General features: G+C 72.1%; 11 protein-coding genes. 9 read left to right on the forward strand and 2 right to left on the reverse strand.

What is annotated here, in order from left to right:
- Window positions 1-257 precede the first annotated feature (257 nt).
- The 5 genes from ACWD5Q_RS11830 (at window position 258) to hemB (ending at window position 6729) form a co-directional block, all read left to right on the forward strand.
- A complete protein-coding gene (locus ACWD5Q_RS11830; protein WP_451426858.1) occupies window positions 258-1025 on the forward strand; it encodes a redox-sensing transcriptional repressor Rex in 768 nt (255 codons plus the stop codon).
- Window positions 1022-2836 carry a glutamyl-tRNA reductase gene (locus ACWD5Q_RS11835; RefSeq protein ID WP_451426859.1) on the forward strand — a complete coding sequence of 605 codons (1815 nt, stop codon included), beginning with the start codon at window positions 1022-1024 and terminating at the stop codon, window positions 2834-2836. Before ACWD5Q_RS11830 ends, ACWD5Q_RS11835 begins: the two co-directional genes overlap by 4 nt.
- Complete coding sequence (gene hemC, locus ACWD5Q_RS11840) at window positions 2833-3876, forward strand: hydroxymethylbilane synthase (RefSeq protein WP_451426860.1); 1044 nt, start codon at window positions 2833-2835, stop codon at window positions 3874-3876. The genes ACWD5Q_RS11835 and hemC overlap by 4 nt, the downstream gene beginning before the upstream one ends.
- Complete coding sequence (locus tag ACWD5Q_RS11845) at window positions 3873-5579, forward strand: uroporphyrinogen-III synthase (RefSeq protein WP_451426861.1); 1707 nt, start codon at window positions 3873-3875, stop codon at window positions 5577-5579. The genes hemC and ACWD5Q_RS11845 overlap by 4 nt, the downstream gene beginning before the upstream one ends.
- 157 nt (window positions 5580-5736) lie before the next feature.
- A complete protein-coding gene (gene hemB, locus ACWD5Q_RS11850; protein WP_451426862.1) occupies window positions 5737-6729 on the forward strand; it encodes a porphobilinogen synthase in 993 nt (330 codons plus the stop codon).
- Here the strand turns inward: hemB and ACWD5Q_RS11855 are convergent.
- Window positions 6726-7934: an amidase gene (locus tag ACWD5Q_RS11855; protein ID WP_451426863.1), complete on the reverse strand. Its 1209-nt coding sequence runs from the start codon at window positions 7932-7934 to the stop codon at window positions 6726-6728. The two genes, hemB and ACWD5Q_RS11855, sit on opposite strands and share 4 nt — an antisense overlap.
- Window positions 7935-8364: 430 nt before the next feature.
- Between ACWD5Q_RS11855 and thrS the strand changes: the two genes are divergently transcribed.
- The gene (gene thrS, locus ACWD5Q_RS11860) at window positions 8365-9603 is read left to right on the forward strand and encodes a threonine--tRNA ligase (protein WP_451426864.1); all 1239 of its coding nucleotides are present in this window, start codon (window positions 8365-8367) and stop codon (window positions 9601-9603) included.
- 346 nt (window positions 9604-9949) lie between these two features.
- Here thrS and ACWD5Q_RS11865 read toward each other — a convergent pair whose 3' ends face one another.
- The gene (locus ACWD5Q_RS11865) at window positions 9950-10786 is read right to left on the reverse strand and encodes an alpha/beta fold hydrolase (protein ID WP_451426865.1); all 837 of its coding nucleotides are present in this window, start codon (window positions 10784-10786) and stop codon (window positions 9950-9952) included.
- Between the two features lie 424 nt (window positions 10787-11210).
- Between ACWD5Q_RS11865 and ACWD5Q_RS11870 the strand changes: the two genes are divergently transcribed.
- The 3 genes from ACWD5Q_RS11870 (at window position 11211) to ACWD5Q_RS11880 (ending at window position 16514) form a co-directional block, all read left to right on the forward strand.
- Window positions 11211-14003, forward strand: a complete 2793-nt coding sequence (locus ACWD5Q_RS11870; RefSeq protein ID WP_451426866.1) for a helix-turn-helix transcriptional regulator — start codon at window positions 11211-11213, stop codon at window positions 14001-14003.
- Window positions 14004-14154: 151 nt separating this feature from the next.
- The gene (locus ACWD5Q_RS11875; RefSeq protein WP_451426867.1) at window positions 14155-15090 is read left to right on the forward strand and encodes an alpha/beta hydrolase; all 936 of its coding nucleotides are present in this window, start codon (window positions 14155-14157) and stop codon (window positions 15088-15090) included.
- Window positions 15091-15215: 125 nt separating this feature from the next.
- Window positions 15216-16514 carry a helix-turn-helix domain-containing protein gene (locus tag ACWD5Q_RS11880; protein WP_451426868.1) on the forward strand — a complete coding sequence of 433 codons (1299 nt, stop codon included), beginning with the start codon at window positions 15216-15218 and terminating at the stop codon, window positions 16512-16514.
- Window position 16515: the final 1 nt, after the last annotated feature.

Consider the following 16515-nt stretch of genomic DNA (forward strand, 5'->3'; position numbering starts at 1 on the left):
TAGGATCATCGGCGACCGGTCTCGGGGGCGTGGATCGTCGAGGAGAGTGGGCGGCTTTGCCCCGAGGAGTAGAGGAACGGCTGGGGCCGTGCGGCGGTTCCCTGCCGGTGCGCCGGAGGTGCGTGACCCCGGTCACGTTGGCCGGGCAAATCGGACACAATCTTTGTGCACGCGTTCACAAAGACATAGCCTGCAGTCGACGGGGCGGTCTGGGGACGTATGACCGCCTGCAGCCCCGCGCTACCCGCAGGAGCACCGTGGCAACTGGCCGAACTCACCGACCGGCGACCCGCAGCCGAGGGATTCCCGAGGCCACCGTCGCCCGGCTTCCGCTGTACCTCCGCGCTTTGACCGCACTGTCGGAGCGCTCGGTACCCACGGTCTCCTCCGAGGAGCTGGCCGCCGCCGCGGGGGTCAACTCCGCGAAGCTGCGCAAGGACTTCTCCTACCTCGGCTCCTACGGCACCCGGGGCGTGGGCTACGACGTCGAGTATCTCGTGTACCAGATCTCCCGTGAGCTGGGCCTGACCCAGGACTGGCCGGTTGTGATCGTCGGTATCGGCAACCTCGGCGCGGCGCTGGCCAACTACGGCGGGTTCGCGTCCCGGGGTTTCCGGGTCGCCGCGCTCATCGACGCCGACCCGGCGATGGCCGGAAAGCCCGTCGCCGGCATTCCGGTCCAGCACACCGACGACCTGGAGAAGATCATCCAGGACAACGGTGTCTCCATCGGTGTCATCGCCACCCCCGCGGGCGCCGCCCAGCAGGTCTGCGACCGGCTCGTGGGCGCGGGCGTGACGTCCATCCTGAACTTCGCGCCGACCGTGCTGTCCGTCCCGGACGGCGTGGACGTGCGCAAGGTCGACCTCTCCATCGAGCTGCAGATCCTCGCCTTCCACGAGCAGCGCAAGGCCGGCGAGGAAGCCGTGGAGGTCATGACCGACGGCCTGCCGACCGCCGCCGCGGCCAAGGGTTCCGCCGACCAGGGGCCTGACGGGGACGTCCCCGCCGTGATGCCGGCATGAGTCTCCTCGTCGTCGGGCTGAGCCATCGCAGCGCTCCGGTCAGCGTGCTGGAGCGGGTCGCGCTGGCCACGGACGCCCAGACCAAGCTGCTCCAGGACACGGTCGCCGCCGAGCCGGCCGCCGAGGCCGCGGTGCTCGCCACCTGCAACCGCATCGAGCTGTACGCCGACGTGGACAAGTTCCACGCGGGCGTGGCCGAGCTGTCCACCCTCCTCGCCCAGCACAGCGGGGTGGGGCTGGACGAGCTGACCCCCTACCTCTACGTGCACTACGAGGACCGGGCCGTCCACCACCTCTTCTCGGTGGCCTGCGGCCTGGACTCGATGGTCGTCGGCGAGGGTCAGATCCTCGGTCAGATCAAGGACTCCCTGGCCATCTCGCAGGAGGTGCAAACGGCCGGCCGGCTGCTGAACGACCTGTTCCAGCAGTCGCTGCGGGTCGGCAAGCGCGCCCACTCCGAGACGGGCATCGACCGCGCCGGGCAGTCGCTGGTGACCTTCGGTCTGGAGCAGCTTGCGGCCGGCACGCCGGTCGGGACCTGGGCCGCGGGCAAGCGCGCCCTCGTGATCGGCGCCGGCTCCATGTCCTCGCTGGCCGCCGCGACCCTCGCGCGCGCCGGCGTCGCCGAGATCGTGATCGCCAACCGCACCCTGGAGCGCGCCGAGCGCCTCGCGCGGATTCTGACGGAGGCGGACGACACGGACGTGGTGGCCCGTGCGGTACCGATGGAGTCGGTCCCGGACGAGCTGACACGTGCCGACGTCGCGGTGTCCTGCACCGGCGCGACCGGCCTGGTCCTGACGGCCCAGGCGGTCGCCGAGGCCCTGGAGGGACGCGTGGAGGGGCCCCTGGCTCCGCCGCTCCCGAGGCCCGCGGGCTCCGGGCCCCGTACGGGCGACGCCGGTTCCCCTCGTACGAGCGCTCCGGCCGCCGTGCGCGACGGTCTTGTGCCCACCGGCCCCGACACCGAGGACGGCTGCCCGCTGGAGAAGCCGGCCGTGCAGGGTACGGCAGGCTTCTCGGTGCTGGGCGAGGCGGCCGTGGCCGGGATGGGCGCCGCCGAGCTGGAGCAGCACGCGGCGTGGGTGGACAAGGGCGCCGAGGAGCGCACCGCCCGCCCGGCCGGCGGTGTCGTACCGGACCCCGAGGCCGAGGCCGAGGTCATCACGGCGCTGGTCGCGACCGTCGCCACCGTCGGCCGTATCCCCGAGCGCCGCCGCCCCGAGGCGGTCGTGCCGGCTCCCCGCCCCGAGCCGGTTCTGTCGCTGCTCGACCTGGCGATGCCGCGGGACGTCGATGCCGCCGTGCACCGGCTGCCCGGCGTGCGGCTCGTCGACATCGAGTCCCTCGCCGAGGCGTCCGCGGACGCGCCCATGGCCGCCGACGTCGAGCTGGTGCGGGGGATCGTCTCCGACGAGGTCGACGCGTTCGGCGCGGCCCTGCGTGCCGCGCACATCACGCCGACCGTGGTGGCGCTGCGCTCCATGGCCGCCGACGTGGTCGCGAACGAGATCGCGCGCCTGGAAGGGCGGCTGCCGGGCCTGGACGACAAGCACCGCGCGGAGATCACGCAGACCGTGCGGCGCGTCGTCGACAAGCTGCTGCACGCGCCGACCGTACGGGTCAAGCAGCTCGCCGCCGAGCCCGGCGGCGCCGGGTACGCGGACGCGCTGCGCACCCTGTTCGACCTGGACCCCGAGACGGCCGCCGCCGTCTCCCGGGCCGACGAGAACACCGAACAGACCAAGAACGTCCAGAACGTCCAGAACGTCAAGAACACCGAGAACGCCGAGAACCGAGGCCGAGCATGAGTGAGCCACGAGAGCCGAAGGGGCACGCCCCCCGAGAAGAAGGGGCACTGAGGCTCGGGACCAGGCGCAGCAAGCTGGCCATGGCCCAGTCCGGGCTGGTCGCGGACGCCGTGCGCCGTGTGACGGGACGGCCCGTGGAGCTCGTGGAGATCACGACGTACGGCGACGTCTCGCGCGAGCACCTCGCTCAGATCGGCGGCACCGGTGTGTTCGTGACGGCGCTGCGCGACGCGCTGCTGCGCGGCGAGGTCGACTTCGCGGTGCACTCGCTGAAGGACCTGCCGACCGCGCAGCCCGAGGACCTGGTGCTGGCCGCCGTGCCCGAGCGCGAGGACCCGCGGGACGTGATCGTCGCCCGGGACGCCCTGAAGTTCGCCGACCTGCCCCGCGGGGCCCGGATAGGCACCGGTGCGCCGCGCCGCATGGCGCAGCTCAACGCGTACGCGCGCAGCCACGGCCTCGACATCGACACGGTCCCGATCCGGGGCAACGTCGACACGCGGATCGGATACGTCCGCAGCGGCGAGCTGGACGCCGTGGTCCTCGCGGCGGCCGGACTGAACCGGATAGGCCGGAGCGACGAAGTGACCGACTTCCTGTCGGTCGACACGGTTTTGCCCGCCCCCGGCCAGGGGGCCCTGGCGATCGAGTGCAGGGCGGGGAACACCGCCCAAGACGCTGCCCTGATCGCCGCGCTCGCGCAGCTCGACGACCCGTTCACCCGGGCCGCCGTGACCGCCGAGCGGTCCCTGCTCGCCGCCCTGGAGGCCGGATGCAGCGCCCCTGTGGGCGCGCTGGCCGACCTTTCCCCCCTCTCGGCTCCGCTCGAGCGGGGGGACTCCCAGGCCGACGGGCAGATTGTCAAGGAAATGCGCCTGCGCGGCGTCGTCGGCACGGCCGACGGCCGGACGCTGGTGCAGCTGTCCACCACCGGTCCCGTGCCCGAGACGCACGACCAGGCGATGGCGCTCGGTCGCGAACTCGCCGCCGAGATGCTCAGCAAGGGCGCGGCCGGTCTGATGGGGGAGCGAGCACATTGAGCCCCACCACCCTTCCCGCCGGCCTTGCCCACGGGCACGTCACCTTCCTCGGTGCCGGACCCGGGGATCCGGGACTTCTCACACTGCGCGCCGTGGAGGCGCTGGCGAACGCGGACGTCCTCGTCGGCGAGCACGAGGTGCTCGACGTGGTGCGCACGCATGCCAGGGCGAGCGTCGCCGTCCTGAACACGGGTCCGGACCCCTCTACGGGTACGTATCCGGGCACGGGCACGGCTCAGCCGACGGTTGTTGACGCTGTGTCAACAGCCACTGGTGTCCCTGTGTTGCGGGACGCTGCACATCTTGTCATGGAGGCTGCGCGGAGCGGCAAGCGGGTCGTCCGTGCGGTGACCGGCGACCCGGGCCTGGACGCGTACGCGGCCGGGGAGATGCTGGCGTGCGCCGCCGCCGGCGTTCCGTTCGAGGTCGTGCCGGGGATCGCGACCGCCGTGGGTGTGCCCGCGTACGCGGGTGTGCCGCTGCGGGACGCGCAGGGCGCGGACGTACGGTTCGTGGACGCGCGGACCGCCTCGGACCGCTGCTGGACCGAGGTCGGCGCGTCCGACGGCACGGTCGTGGTCTCCACGACGCTGGACTCGGTGGCGGCCGCCGCCGGGGAGCTGGTGGCCGCGGGCCGCAAGCCGGACACGCCGTTGACGGTGACCGTCGCCGGCACGACGACCCGGCAGCGCACCTGGACCGCGACGCTCGGCTCGATCGCGCAGACGCTCAAGCAGGCGAAGGTCCTGCCGTCCCCGGACGGCGGGCGCCCGGTCATAGCCGTGGTCGGTGAGCGTTCCGCCGCCGCCCAGCGCGACCAGTTGTCGTGGTTCGAGAACAAGCCGCTGTTCGGCTGGAAGATTCTCGTCCCGCGGACGAAGGAGCAGGCGGCGTCGCTCTCCGACCAGCTACGGTCCTACGGGGCCGTGCCGCACGAGGTGCCGACGATCGCCGTCGAGCCGCCGCGTACGCCCCAGCAGATGGAGCGGGCGGTCAAGGGCCTGGTGACGGGCCGCTACGAGTGGATCGCGTTCACGTCGGTCAACGCGGTGAAGGCGGTCCGGGAGAAGTTCGAGGAGTACGGGCTCGACGCACGGGCCTTCGCGGGCATCAAGGTGGCCGCGGTGGGCGAGCAGACGGCGAAGGCGCTGGTCGCCTTCGGTGTGAAGCCGGACCTGGTGCCGAGCGGGGAGCAGTCCGCCGCCGGCCTGCTGGAGGACTGGCCCCCGTACGACCCGGTGTTCGACCCGATCGAGCGGGTGTTCCTGCCGCGCGCCGACATCGCCACGGAGACCCTGGTCGCCGGCCTGATCGAACTCGGCTGGGAGGTCGACGACGTCACGGCGTACCGGACGGTCCGCGCCTCGCCCCCGCCGGCCGACACCCGCGAGGCGATCAAGGGCGGCGGCTTCGACGCGGTCCTGTTCACGTCGTCCTCGACGGTCCGGAACCTGGTGGGCATCGCGGGCAAGCCGCACAACGTGACGGTGATCGCCTGTATCGGCCCCGCCACCGCGAAGACCGCGGAGGAACACGGCCTGCGGGTGGACGTGATGGCCCCGGAGCCGTCGGTGCACAAGCTGGCGGAGGCCCTGGCGGACTTCGGCCTGAAGCGCCGCGCCGCCGCCCTGGAGGCCGGCGATCCGGTGTCCCGCCCGAGCGAACGCCGCCCGGGCGCACGGCGCCGCCGCACCACCTCGTGAGACACGGCGGTGCGCCCCCGCGGGGGGCGCACCGCCGTGCTGGTGTCGGCGCCGCAGTGTCGGTTGTCGGCGCCGCGGTGTCGGGGTCGGTTGTCGGCGTGCGCGGTCGACAGGGCGTCGGCAAAAGGGGGTACGGGTCGGGCGTAGCGTAGAAGTCATGACGAAGTACGGTTCTTTCCCCGGTACGCGTCCCCGTCGGCTGCGGACGACGCCTGTCATGCGGCGCATGGTCGCCGAGACCCGTCTGCACCCGGCCGACTTCATCCTCCCCGCGTTCGTGCGGGAGGGCGTGAGCGAGCCCGTGCCGATCGCCGCCATGCCCGGTGTCGTCCAGCACACCCGGGACAGCCTGAAGAAGGCGGCGGTGGAGGCCGTGGAGGCCGGGATCTCAGGGATCATGCTCTACGGTGTGCCGGAGGAGCCGAAGAAGGACGCGCTCGGCACCGCCGGGACCGACCCGGACGGGATTCTCCAGGCAGCCCTCCGGGATGTGCGGGCCGAGGTCGGGGACGAGCTGCTCGTCATGTCCGACCTGTGCCTGGACGAGTTCACCGACCACGGGCACTGCGGTGTGCTCGACGCGAAGGGCCGGGTCGACAACGACGCCACCCTGGAGCGGTACGCCGAGATGGCCCAGGTCCAGGCCGACGCGGGCGCCCACGTGGTCGCGCCCAGCGGCATGATGGACGGTCAGATCGGCGTCGTCCGGGACGCCCTCGACCAGATCGGGCACGAGGACGTCGCCGTCCTCGCCTACACCGCCAAGTACTCCTCCGCCTTCTACGGGCCGTTCCGCGAGGCCGTCGAGTCCTCGCTCCAGGGCGACCGGAAGACCTACCAGCAGGACCCCGCCAACTGGCGCGAGTCCCTGCGGGAGCTGGCCCTGGACCTGGAGGAGGGCGCCGACATGGTGATGGTCAAGCCCGCCGGTCCCTACCTCGACATTCTGGCGAGGGTCGCGGACGCGGTCGACGTGCCCGTGACCGCGTACCAGGTCTCCGGTGAGTACTCGATGATCGAGGCCGCCGCCGAGAAGGGCTGGATCGACCGTGACCGGGCGATCCTGGAGACGCTGACCGGCATCAAGCGGGCCGGCGCCCGCACGATCCTGACGTACTGGGCCGTCGAGGCCGCCCGGAAGCTGCGCTAGGCGGTACGGCCTCGCGCCGCTGCGGATCGCTGCTGCGGGCCTTGCTGCTGTGGATCGGCGCTACGGGCCTGCCGCCACGGATCGGGATCGGTGCAACGGGTCTCGCCGCTACGGGAGATCGTCTCGGCGCGCAGCGCGACGGCCAGGAGGTCGGACTCCCGGCCCGGCGGGGCGATCAACTGGAGGCCGACGGGTTCGCCCGCCTCGGTCCGCCCCGCGGGAATGCTGACGGCGGGGTGCCCCGTGATGTTGAAGGCCCACGTCAGCGCGACGCTCATGGCCGCTCCGGGCCCCTGGTGACCGTGCGGCGGGTTGGGCGTCGTCGGCGTGGCGAGAAGGTCGTACTCCGCGAAGAGGCCGTCGAGTGCGTGCAGCAGGGCGGTGCGGGTCCCCGTCGCGGTCTCCGTGTCCGTGCCGCTGTTCCCGGCGCCGCGCAGGGCCGTCCAGCAGGGTGCGGGGTCGGGCAGGTGCAGGGAGACGTCCCTCGGGGCGACGGCGTCCGCGTCGGCCAGGTCGTTCAGGAAGGCACGCGCGGTGCAGGCGATCCGCCGGGCCGTGTCGGCGAAGCCCAACGTGGCCGACCAGGCCGTCCGCAGCGGCCGTCGGGGAGGCGCGAGACCGGGCAGGGTCGCGGTGCCGGCGAGGGCGTCGAGGTAGGCGGCGGCGTCCTCGGCGGTGCGGGCGAGCGGGCCGGACACGTTCAGCCCGGCGCGATCGCGGGCGGGGACGAGGCCGTTCGTGGGCTTCAGACCGATGACCCCGCACCAGGCGGCCGGAATGCGTACCGATCCGGCGCCGTCGCTTCCGGTGGCCAGGGGCACCATCCCGCAGGCCACCGCGGCGGCCGAGCCGGCCGAGGAGCCGCCGGGGCTCCAGCGCGGATGGTGCGGGTTGAGCGTGGGACCGCGGTCGGTGGCGCCCCAGGTCTGCCAGGCGGTACCCCGGCCCGGTGTGGCGGTGGCGCCGACGGGGACGCAGCCGGCGGCCAGCAGCCGCGCCGTCTGGCGGGCGTCGAGCCCTTCGGTGGCCTTGACGGCGAGGGGGACACCGGCCAGCAAAAGCCGCTCGCCGGCCCGGACACGGCGGTCGACCTCGGCGGCGTGGGCCGCGGCCCGCTCGGGCCACAGCTCGGTGAAGGCCCGCACCGAGCCGTCCCGACGGGCGATGTGCTCCAGGGCCGCGCGCGCCGTCTCGCGGGCCGGCACCTCACCGGCCAGGACGCGCGCGGCGATCTGCCGGGCGGACAGCTTGGCGTACTCCTCCAGCTCCCCCGTCGTCTTCCCCTTCCCGCGTGTGTGTACGTCTCAGTACATCAGCGCCGCCTCGCCATGGGAGAGCCAGTACGTCACCGTCAGGGCGTCGTCGACGTGGCCGCCCCCGCGCCGGAAGCGGCGGGCCGTGACGCTGCGGACCCCTCACCCCTGCCCTCTGACCCCGACCAAGCACGCCCGCCGGGGAAATGACCGTGTGGACGTCGCCACGGTCTGCTAGCGTCTCCGGCATGAAGCGCGCTGCTGTGACGACGACGCCGGAGAGTGTCCCGGCGCGCTGACAGATGTCTGGTCCGAAGCCCCGGGGCGAGTGCCCCGGGGCTTCGCCGTGCGGTCACTCGCCCACAGTCCGCGAGGAGACGCCATGCACGACCACAGCAGAGACCACCGCAGACTCGGCCGTGAGCTGGGCCTGTTCGACACCGATCCGCTGATCGGCGCGGGACTGCCGTACTGGCTGCCCGACGGCGCGACCGTACGGCACACCCTGGAGGAGTACATCCGCGCCGCCGAGCGACGTGCGGGGTACCGGCACGTGTACTCACCGGTGCTCGGCAAGCGGGAGCTGTACGAGATCTCCGGGCACTGGGCGCACTACAGCGACGACATGTTCCCTCCGATGGACCTCGGTGGTGAGCAGGTCGTCCTGCGGCCGAGCCTGTGTCCCCATCACGCGCTGATCTACCGCTCCCGCTCCCGCAGCTACCGCGAGCTGCCGTTGCGCCTGGCGGAACTCGGCGGCATGTACCGCTCGGAGCTCTCGGGCGTCCTCGGCGGACTGACCAGGGTGCGCGCCATCCAGCTCAACGACGCGCACATCTTCTGCACCCTGGACCAGGTCGCCGAGGAGGCGCAGGCGGCGCTGGAGATGATCCGCCGAGCGTACGAAGCGCTCGGCATCACCCCGGCCCGTTTCCGCCTCTCCCTCCCGGGCCCCGGTGGCAAGTACATCGCCGCCCCCGAGAAGTGGCAGCGGTCCACCGCCCTGCTGACCGAGGTCCTCGACCGGTCCGGACTTCCCTACGAGGCGGCCGAGGGAGAGGCCGCCTTCTACGGCCCCAAGATCGACGTCCAGGTCGCCGACGCCGCCGGCCGGGAGTCCACCCTGTCCACCGTCCAGGTCGACTTCCACCAGCCCGAGCGGTTCGACCTGCACTACATCGGCGCGGACGGCGGCAAGCACCGCCCGGTCATGGTCCACCGCAGCATCCTCGGCAGCGTGGAGCGGGCCGTCGCTCACCTCATCGAACAGCACGGCGGCGCCTTTCCCGCCTGGCTCGCCCCCACCCAAGTGGCGATCCTCCCGGTCTCCGACACCGAGTTGCCGAACGCCGAGGCGCTCGCCCGTCGCTGTGCCGAACGGGGGCTGCGGGCCGAGATCGCCGCCCCGGAACGCGGCAGTCTCGGCGCCCGCGTCCGGGACGCCCGTCTGGTCCCCTACCAGGCCGTCATCGGCGCCAGGGAAGCCGCCGACGACCACGTCGCCCTGCGGCTGCGGGACGGACGGCGGCTCGATCCGCGGCCGTACGGTGACGTGCTCACCCGCATCGGCGCCCTGGTCTCGGCCCACAGCACCGAGCTGTGGGCCGACTCCGCCGCATAGACGGGACGACGTCCGCCAGGCGTTCTCGTGCGTCTCACACGCGTCCAGCGGCTCGGCCGACCACGGCACCCGCTGGTAGAGCGTGTGCAGATCAGCACGGACCTGAGTCAGTTCGTCCTGAGCGTCGACCAGATCCTGGGGGAAGTCGCCTCGAACACGGCGTCGTCTCCCGGCACCCCGGTGTCTTGGGCGGACCTGTCCGGCTGCCGGGACAAGGCGCCGCCCTGCTGTGGCTGACGCTGGCAGAGGCCGGCATGTTCCGGGGGGCCTTGCGCATTCCCCGTCCCCAGCGATCCCGATGGCAGCCTCGATCCGCAGGCCCGCAGGGCGGGCCTGCGGCCGGGGGTCACTTCCGCAGGAAGGCGAGGAGTGCCGCGTTGACCTCTTCCGCGTGGGTCCACAGCAGGCCGTGCGGGGCGCCCTCGACCTCCACGTAGTCCGCGGACGGAAGTGCCTTGTGGAACGGCCGTGCGGTTCCCTCGACGGGCAGGATGCGGTCGCCCGTGCCGTGCAGGATCAGAGCTGGCACGTCGATGGCCGGGATGTCGGCACGGAAGTCGGTGTACCAGGTCGACGGCGCGGCGGCGGCGGCGAAGAAGCCGCCGCCCGCGGCGACGTTCCAGCTGTTGCGGACCGCTTCCTCGCTGATGCGGGTGCCGAGGTTCTCGTCCAGGTTGTAGAAGTCCTTGTAGAAGGCGGTGTAGTACGCGTAGCGGTCCGCCTTGACTGCCGCGACGACACCGTCGAAGAACTCCTTCGGGGCGACCCCGTCCGGGTTGTCGTCGCTCTTGAGCAGGCAGGGTTCCAGCGAGGCGAGGAAGGCGACCTTGGCGACCCGGGCGGAGCCGTAGGCGGACACGTACCGGGCGACCTCACCGGTGCCCATGGAGAACCCGACCAGGACGGCGTCGTGCAGGTCGAGGGTCTCCATCACGGTGTTCAGGTCGGCCGCGAAGGTGTCGTAGTCGTAGCCGGTCGTCGGCTGGCCGGACTGTCCGAAGCCGCGGCGGTCGTAGGTGATCACGCGGTAGCCGGCCTCGAGCAGCACGGCACTCTGCCGCTCCCAGGAGTGGCCGTCGAGCGGGAAGCCGTGGATGAGGACGACCGGCTGTCCGGTGCCGTGGTCCTCGTAGTAGAGGTCGATGGTGGTGGAGTTCTCCTGGCCCACGGTGATGTACGGCAAGGTCTCGTTCCTTCGTCCGGAGTGACTGGCGCGCGCAGGACCACGCTCCGTCTCGATGAGACAGGGCTCTGTACGGACGGCATCAGCCCATCGGCTTTTGACGTCCGGGCGTTCGCGCCACGGGATGCCGTCACGCTAGGGCGAAGATCTTGCGGCCTGTCGCTCTCGAACGCACCGCTTTTTTGCCGGGAGTGCCAGGAACGCCCTCGGCCGGTTGGCGTCGGGCCTCGGTCGCAGGCCGACAGCCCCTCCTCCGGGCCCTGGCGCAGGCCGGGTAGGATGCGGCGTATGGCACGATGTGTGCCGCCTGCCTCAGGCGCTGTGGCAGACAGAGTGGTGTGCATGGGGCAGGGGAGAACATCGTTGGCTGAACCCAGGGATGTTCCCCGGATACCGTCCGCGGGCGTCGTGACCGAGGTCCGCCGTGGACAGTAGCCACATCACCCTGCGCCCATCCGAACCTGGTGGGTCCCTGGTGGGCCGGGAGGCGGAGGTCGCCCGCCTCCTGGAGATCGTCGAGGGCCGCGGCGAACCGCGGATGCTGCTCCTCCTCGGCGAGGCCGGCACGGGCAAGTCGAGACTGCTGACGGCCATCGGCGACCACGCACGGGACAGCGGGATGCTCGTCCTGGCTTCCCAAGGCATCGAGGCAGAGTCGCGGCAGTCGTTCGCGTCCCTGCACCAGTTGCTCCTCCCCGTTCTGCCCGATGTCGCCACGCTGGCCGACCATCTGCGCAAGGCACTCGAAACGGCGTTCGGCATCGCTCCCGCCGAGGGACCCGCCGACCCCATGCTGCTGCGCATGGCGGTCCTGACGTTGCTGAGCGAGGTCTCCCGCCGAAAGCGGGTCCTGCTGGCCGTCGACGACGTCCAGCACTTCGACCGGGACTCCCTGGACGTTCTCAGCTTCGTGATGCGCCGCCTCACGGCAATGGACGTGCCGGTCCTGTTGGCGGCACGGGGGCAGACGGCGCCCGCCGGGGTTCCGGCGGTCCTGCCCACCCTGCTGCTCGGGCCGCTGAGCGAACAGGCCGCGGCCGAACTCGTGGACGTGCAGCCGCACGCACCCACCGGCCGGGCGCGGAGCGAACTGCTGCGGCAGGCCGACGGGAACCCGCTGGCCATCATCGAACTGAGCCGCGCGCGCGGAGCGGGCGGCACGGCACTGCTGCCCGGTGGCGGACTGCCGCAGACGGAGCGTATCCAGGAGCTGTACGCGGCGCGGCTGCGCGCTCTGCCCGAGGTGACGCAGCGGCTGCTGCTGTACGCCGCGGCGGCACAGCACGAAGACCTCGCCACGATCATGGCGGCCGCGGGCGTCGGCCCGGACCTGTCGGCATGGGCCCCGGCCGAGGAGGCCGGCCTCGTGGCCATCGTGGACGGGCAGGTGCTCTTCCGGCATCCGCTGGCACGCACAGGTTGCTATCACGCGGCGCCTGCCTACCTCCGGCACCAGGCGCACCGGGATCTGGCGGACGCCCTCACGGCCGACCCGGCCCGCCGTGCCTGGCATCTGGCCGCCGCGTGCGTCGGTCACGACGAGTCGGTGGCGGCGGCTCTGGAGGACACCGCCGAACTCGCCGAGCGGCGAGGCGGCTTCTACGCGGCGGCCCAGGCTCTGCAACGCTCCGCCGAGTGCAGCCCCACACCTGCCGGCCGGGCGCGCCGGTACGCGAAGGCGCTGAGAGCAGCCAGCAACGCCGGCGACGCCTCGTGGGTCGGCGAGCTGTACGACAAGGTCACCGCGCTGACCGAGGATCGGGACGTGCTGGGCATGGCGGCCTGTGGCGCGGGCATGGCCCTGTCGTTGTTCGGTTACCAGCGCCAGGGGTTCCGGGTGCTGATGAGCGCGCTGGAGCCGGATCCCCCCAGGGACGCCATGACGGTGGTCGCTCTGGCCAGCGTGCTTGGTGCAGTCGCGTACCAGTCGGGCCTGCCCGAGGTCAGGCGCCCGATCGCGGCTCTGCTGGACGGGGTGGAGGCCGGGAACGACGACACCCCCTACGCCGAGTTGACGACGGCCGAAGCCTTCACCGCGGTGCGGGCCGCGACCCTGGCCGGGGCCGAGCCGACCGACGCCACCGAGTTGCTGCGGGGCATCCACCGACGGGCGGGCGCGCCGGAGCCGGCGACCAGCGTCGCGGAGATGACCTGGGCCCTCGGGATCGGCGGGTTGGCCTGGTACGCCGACGAGTCCGACCTGTGTGTGGAGACCTTCCGTCAGGTGTACGCCCTGCTCAGCGCGTACGGTGCCATGGGCCCGGCCGCGCCCTCGCTCGTGGCGGTGGCTGCGACGCTGATCGACACCGGCCGGTGGGTGGAGGCCGACGAGCACCTGGAGAAGGCCGCTGCGCTGGCGGCGGTTCACAAGTGGAGGCATCTGCAGATCGACGTCGAGGCGCTGCGGGTGACCCTGCGGGCCCTGCGCGGCGAGCCCGTCGACATGACGGCGGACCCGGCCTGGACGGCGGTCGGCCTTGAGGAGAACCGTGCCACCCACGCACGCATCCTCCGGGCCGCCGGTACCGCCGCCGGGGCGGCCGGTGACTTCGACGGCGCGTTCCGGCAGTTCCGGTCGCTGTTCGATGACGATGGCACCCCCGTGCACTACTTCCTGTCACCGCGGTCGGTCGCCGACCTCGCCGCGGCCGCCCAGCGGACGGGCCGGCAGGAGGAGGCGGCGCACATCCTTGCGGTGGTGCGCGCCGCGGTGGGGCCGCGGCCGACGACCCGGATGACGCTGCTGATGCACCACGCTGCCGCGCTGGTCGGCGACCCGAAGGACGCCGAACACCATTTCCGGCTCGCCACGGTGAACCCGGTGGGCGATCAGTGGCCGCTGGCCCGGGCCCAGGCCAGGCTCCACTACGCGCAGTGGCTGCGCAGACGGCGGCGCCCCCTGGACGCCCGCCCGCTCCTGGCCACCGCGCTGGAGTCGTTCACCCGGCTCGGCGCGTCCGCCCTGGCCGAGGAGGCCCGCGCCGAGTTGCGGGCGAGTGGCGTGGCCACCGCCCCCGTCCGGGCCGATCCGCTGGCGGAGCTGACCGCTCAGCAGCGCCAGATCGTACGGATGGCGGCCCGGGGGCTGCGCAACCGGGAGATCGCGGAGCAGCTGATGCTCTCCCCGCGCACGGTTAGTTCACATCTCTACAACGTGTATCCGAAACTGGGTGTCAGCAGCCGCAACCAGCTCCGCGATCTGTTCGACGAGCTGTAAGCCCCCGGAGCGCATCGCCGGAGGCGATATGGTGGCCGTTCGGCGGACGATGGCTGCTTGCGATGGCGGAAGGAGCGTGAGTCGTTTGAGTTCCGGGCCGGTGAGGGGGCGGGACGAATCCGAATGCCCTGCCGTCGTCCTGGATCCCCTCGTGCAACGGCTCGTGGACGCCTGTGCCGCACCGCCCTACCTGCACCAGCTGGGTCCGGCCGACGGAAGGCAGGCGCTGCTGGAGTTCCAGGGCCGTACGCTCGACGACCTGGACCTGGACGCCGAGTTCCTGGTGGCACCGGTGGGCCCCAGCGGGCTCGTCGGCTTCTGGCTGTTCCGGCCGACGAGGCCGGCGGCGACAGGTCCCCTTCCCGTGGTCGTGTATCTGCACGGCGGCCGGTGGATGCTGGGCGACGCCCGGACCCACGCCGACATGATCGGCGAGCTGACGGCCTTGAGTGACGCCGCCTTCGTGGTGCCCGAGTACACCCGCACACCGGAGGCACGCTACCCGGTCGCACTGGAGGAGTCGTACGCCGTCCTGACCTCGGTGGTCGAGCAGGCCGACGCCCTGGAACTGGACGGTCGCAGGCTGGCGCTGGCCGGCGACTGCGCCGGCGCGACCATGGCCACGGCGCTCACCATGATGGCCAAGCAGCGGGGAGGCCCCCGGATCCGTGCCCAGTTGCTGTACTACCCGATGACCGACCCGCAGGTCGCCACCGCGTCGCGGGACCAGTTCGCTTCCGGCTACCTCCTGACGCGTGAGGCTCTGGACTGGTACTGGCGCGAGTACACCGATGACTCCCGTGAGCTGGCCGAGCCCACGGCCGCCCCGCTGCGGGCGACTCCGGCGGACCTCGCGGGACTGCCTCCCGCCCTGATCGTGACGGCCGAGGCGGCCGTCGCACGAGACGAGGGCGAACAGTACGCGCGCCTGCTGCGGAAGGCCGGCGTCCCGGTGACCGCCGTCCGCTACCTGGGCACGGTCCACGACTTCGTGTCCCTGAGTTCGCTGCGGGACAGCCCGCCGACCCGGACGGCGCTTCAGCAAGGCGGCCACTTCCTCAGGGAGGCTCTCGCCGACCATCGCTGAGGGCCGGCTCGGCGCGAGGGCGGAGATGGACCGTCAACATACGGATGCGTCCGGAGTGGGCTGCTTGCGAGGGTGAGGGGCGTAAGGCCGCCTCGGCGGCACGTCCTGCACAGCACGGGGGCTGTATGTCCACCATCCCACTGGTCCTCGATCCGGCCGCCCAGGATTTGGCCGACGCGACAGCGAACCCTCCGTTCCTGTACGACCTCGGCCCGGTCGACGGGCGAAAGGCCGTCGACAGCGTCCGGGAGGGCGACATATCGTGGCAGCTTCCGGCGCCCTTCCACCCGAGCCGGGCGCACGCGCCTGCCAGGCTCGTCGGGGCGGGAGCAGGGGCCGACCTCATGACGCCGGACTCTCTGCTCCAAGAGGGCGGAAACCGCCCCGGCAGCTTCCACGACATCATCACACTGCCCGCCCACCGCAGACGCGTGGACTGGCGCGAAGCCCTGTCCCGGACCTTCGGCGCCGTGGAGGCGGCCATCCCGGACGAAATGTACTCAGGCACAATCCGTACGGCACCGCTCGGCCGACTCCAGGCCGTCACCGTGGACGGAGACAGCCTGTCCATCCTGCGAACTAGCCGACTCGTCGCGCAGAGCGCGGACGAGCACGTGGTCGTCAAACTGCTGGACAGAGGAGTCGCCCGACTCGAGCAAGACGGCCGCGAAGCGCACCTGGGGCCGGGGGACATCTTCGTCTACGACATGGCGCGCCCCGCCCGGCTGGACCTTCCCCAGCCCTTCCGGATGAAGTCCCTCGTCCTGCCGAGAGACGTTCTGGGCCTGAGCGAGTCCGACTTGACTCACATCACGGCCTCACCGCTCGGCCCCGACACCCCCCTCGGCAGCCTGCTCTCGCCCTTCCTGGCCGAGCTCGTGGGCAGTGCGGAAACCTACCCGCCACGCACCAGTGAACTGATGGCCCATAACGTCGTGGGCCTGCTCGGCGCGCTGACCCACGAGCTGCTCGACCGGACCAGCACGGACGTGCCCAGCGAGAACCGGGCACTGCTGCTGCGGATCCAGACGTTCATCGACCGACACCTCGCGGACCCCGATCTGACCCCACAGGCCATCGCCCGAGCCCACCACATATCCCTGCGTTATCTGCACAGGCTGTTCGAGAGCGAAGACGCCACTGTCCGCCGGTGGATCCAGCGGCGTCGCCTCGAGGAGTGCCGGCGCGCTCTGGCGCGCCGCAGGAACGATTCCACGATCGCCGCGGTGGCGCATCGATGGGGTTTCACCAACGCCTCGCATTTCAGCCGGGTGTTCCGGGCCGCCTACGGGATGCCCCCCCGGAAATGGCGCGACACCCAAGGCCTGACTGTTCCCGGGGTCTCCCCGACATCTGGTCCGGACTCCGGCTCCTGGCGCGCCACCCGCGAAGCTTCGGCGGAACGCTCGGCAGTCATCAGCTGAC

It is taken from the genome of Streptomyces sp. NPDC002513 (genome assembly GCF_053595355.1).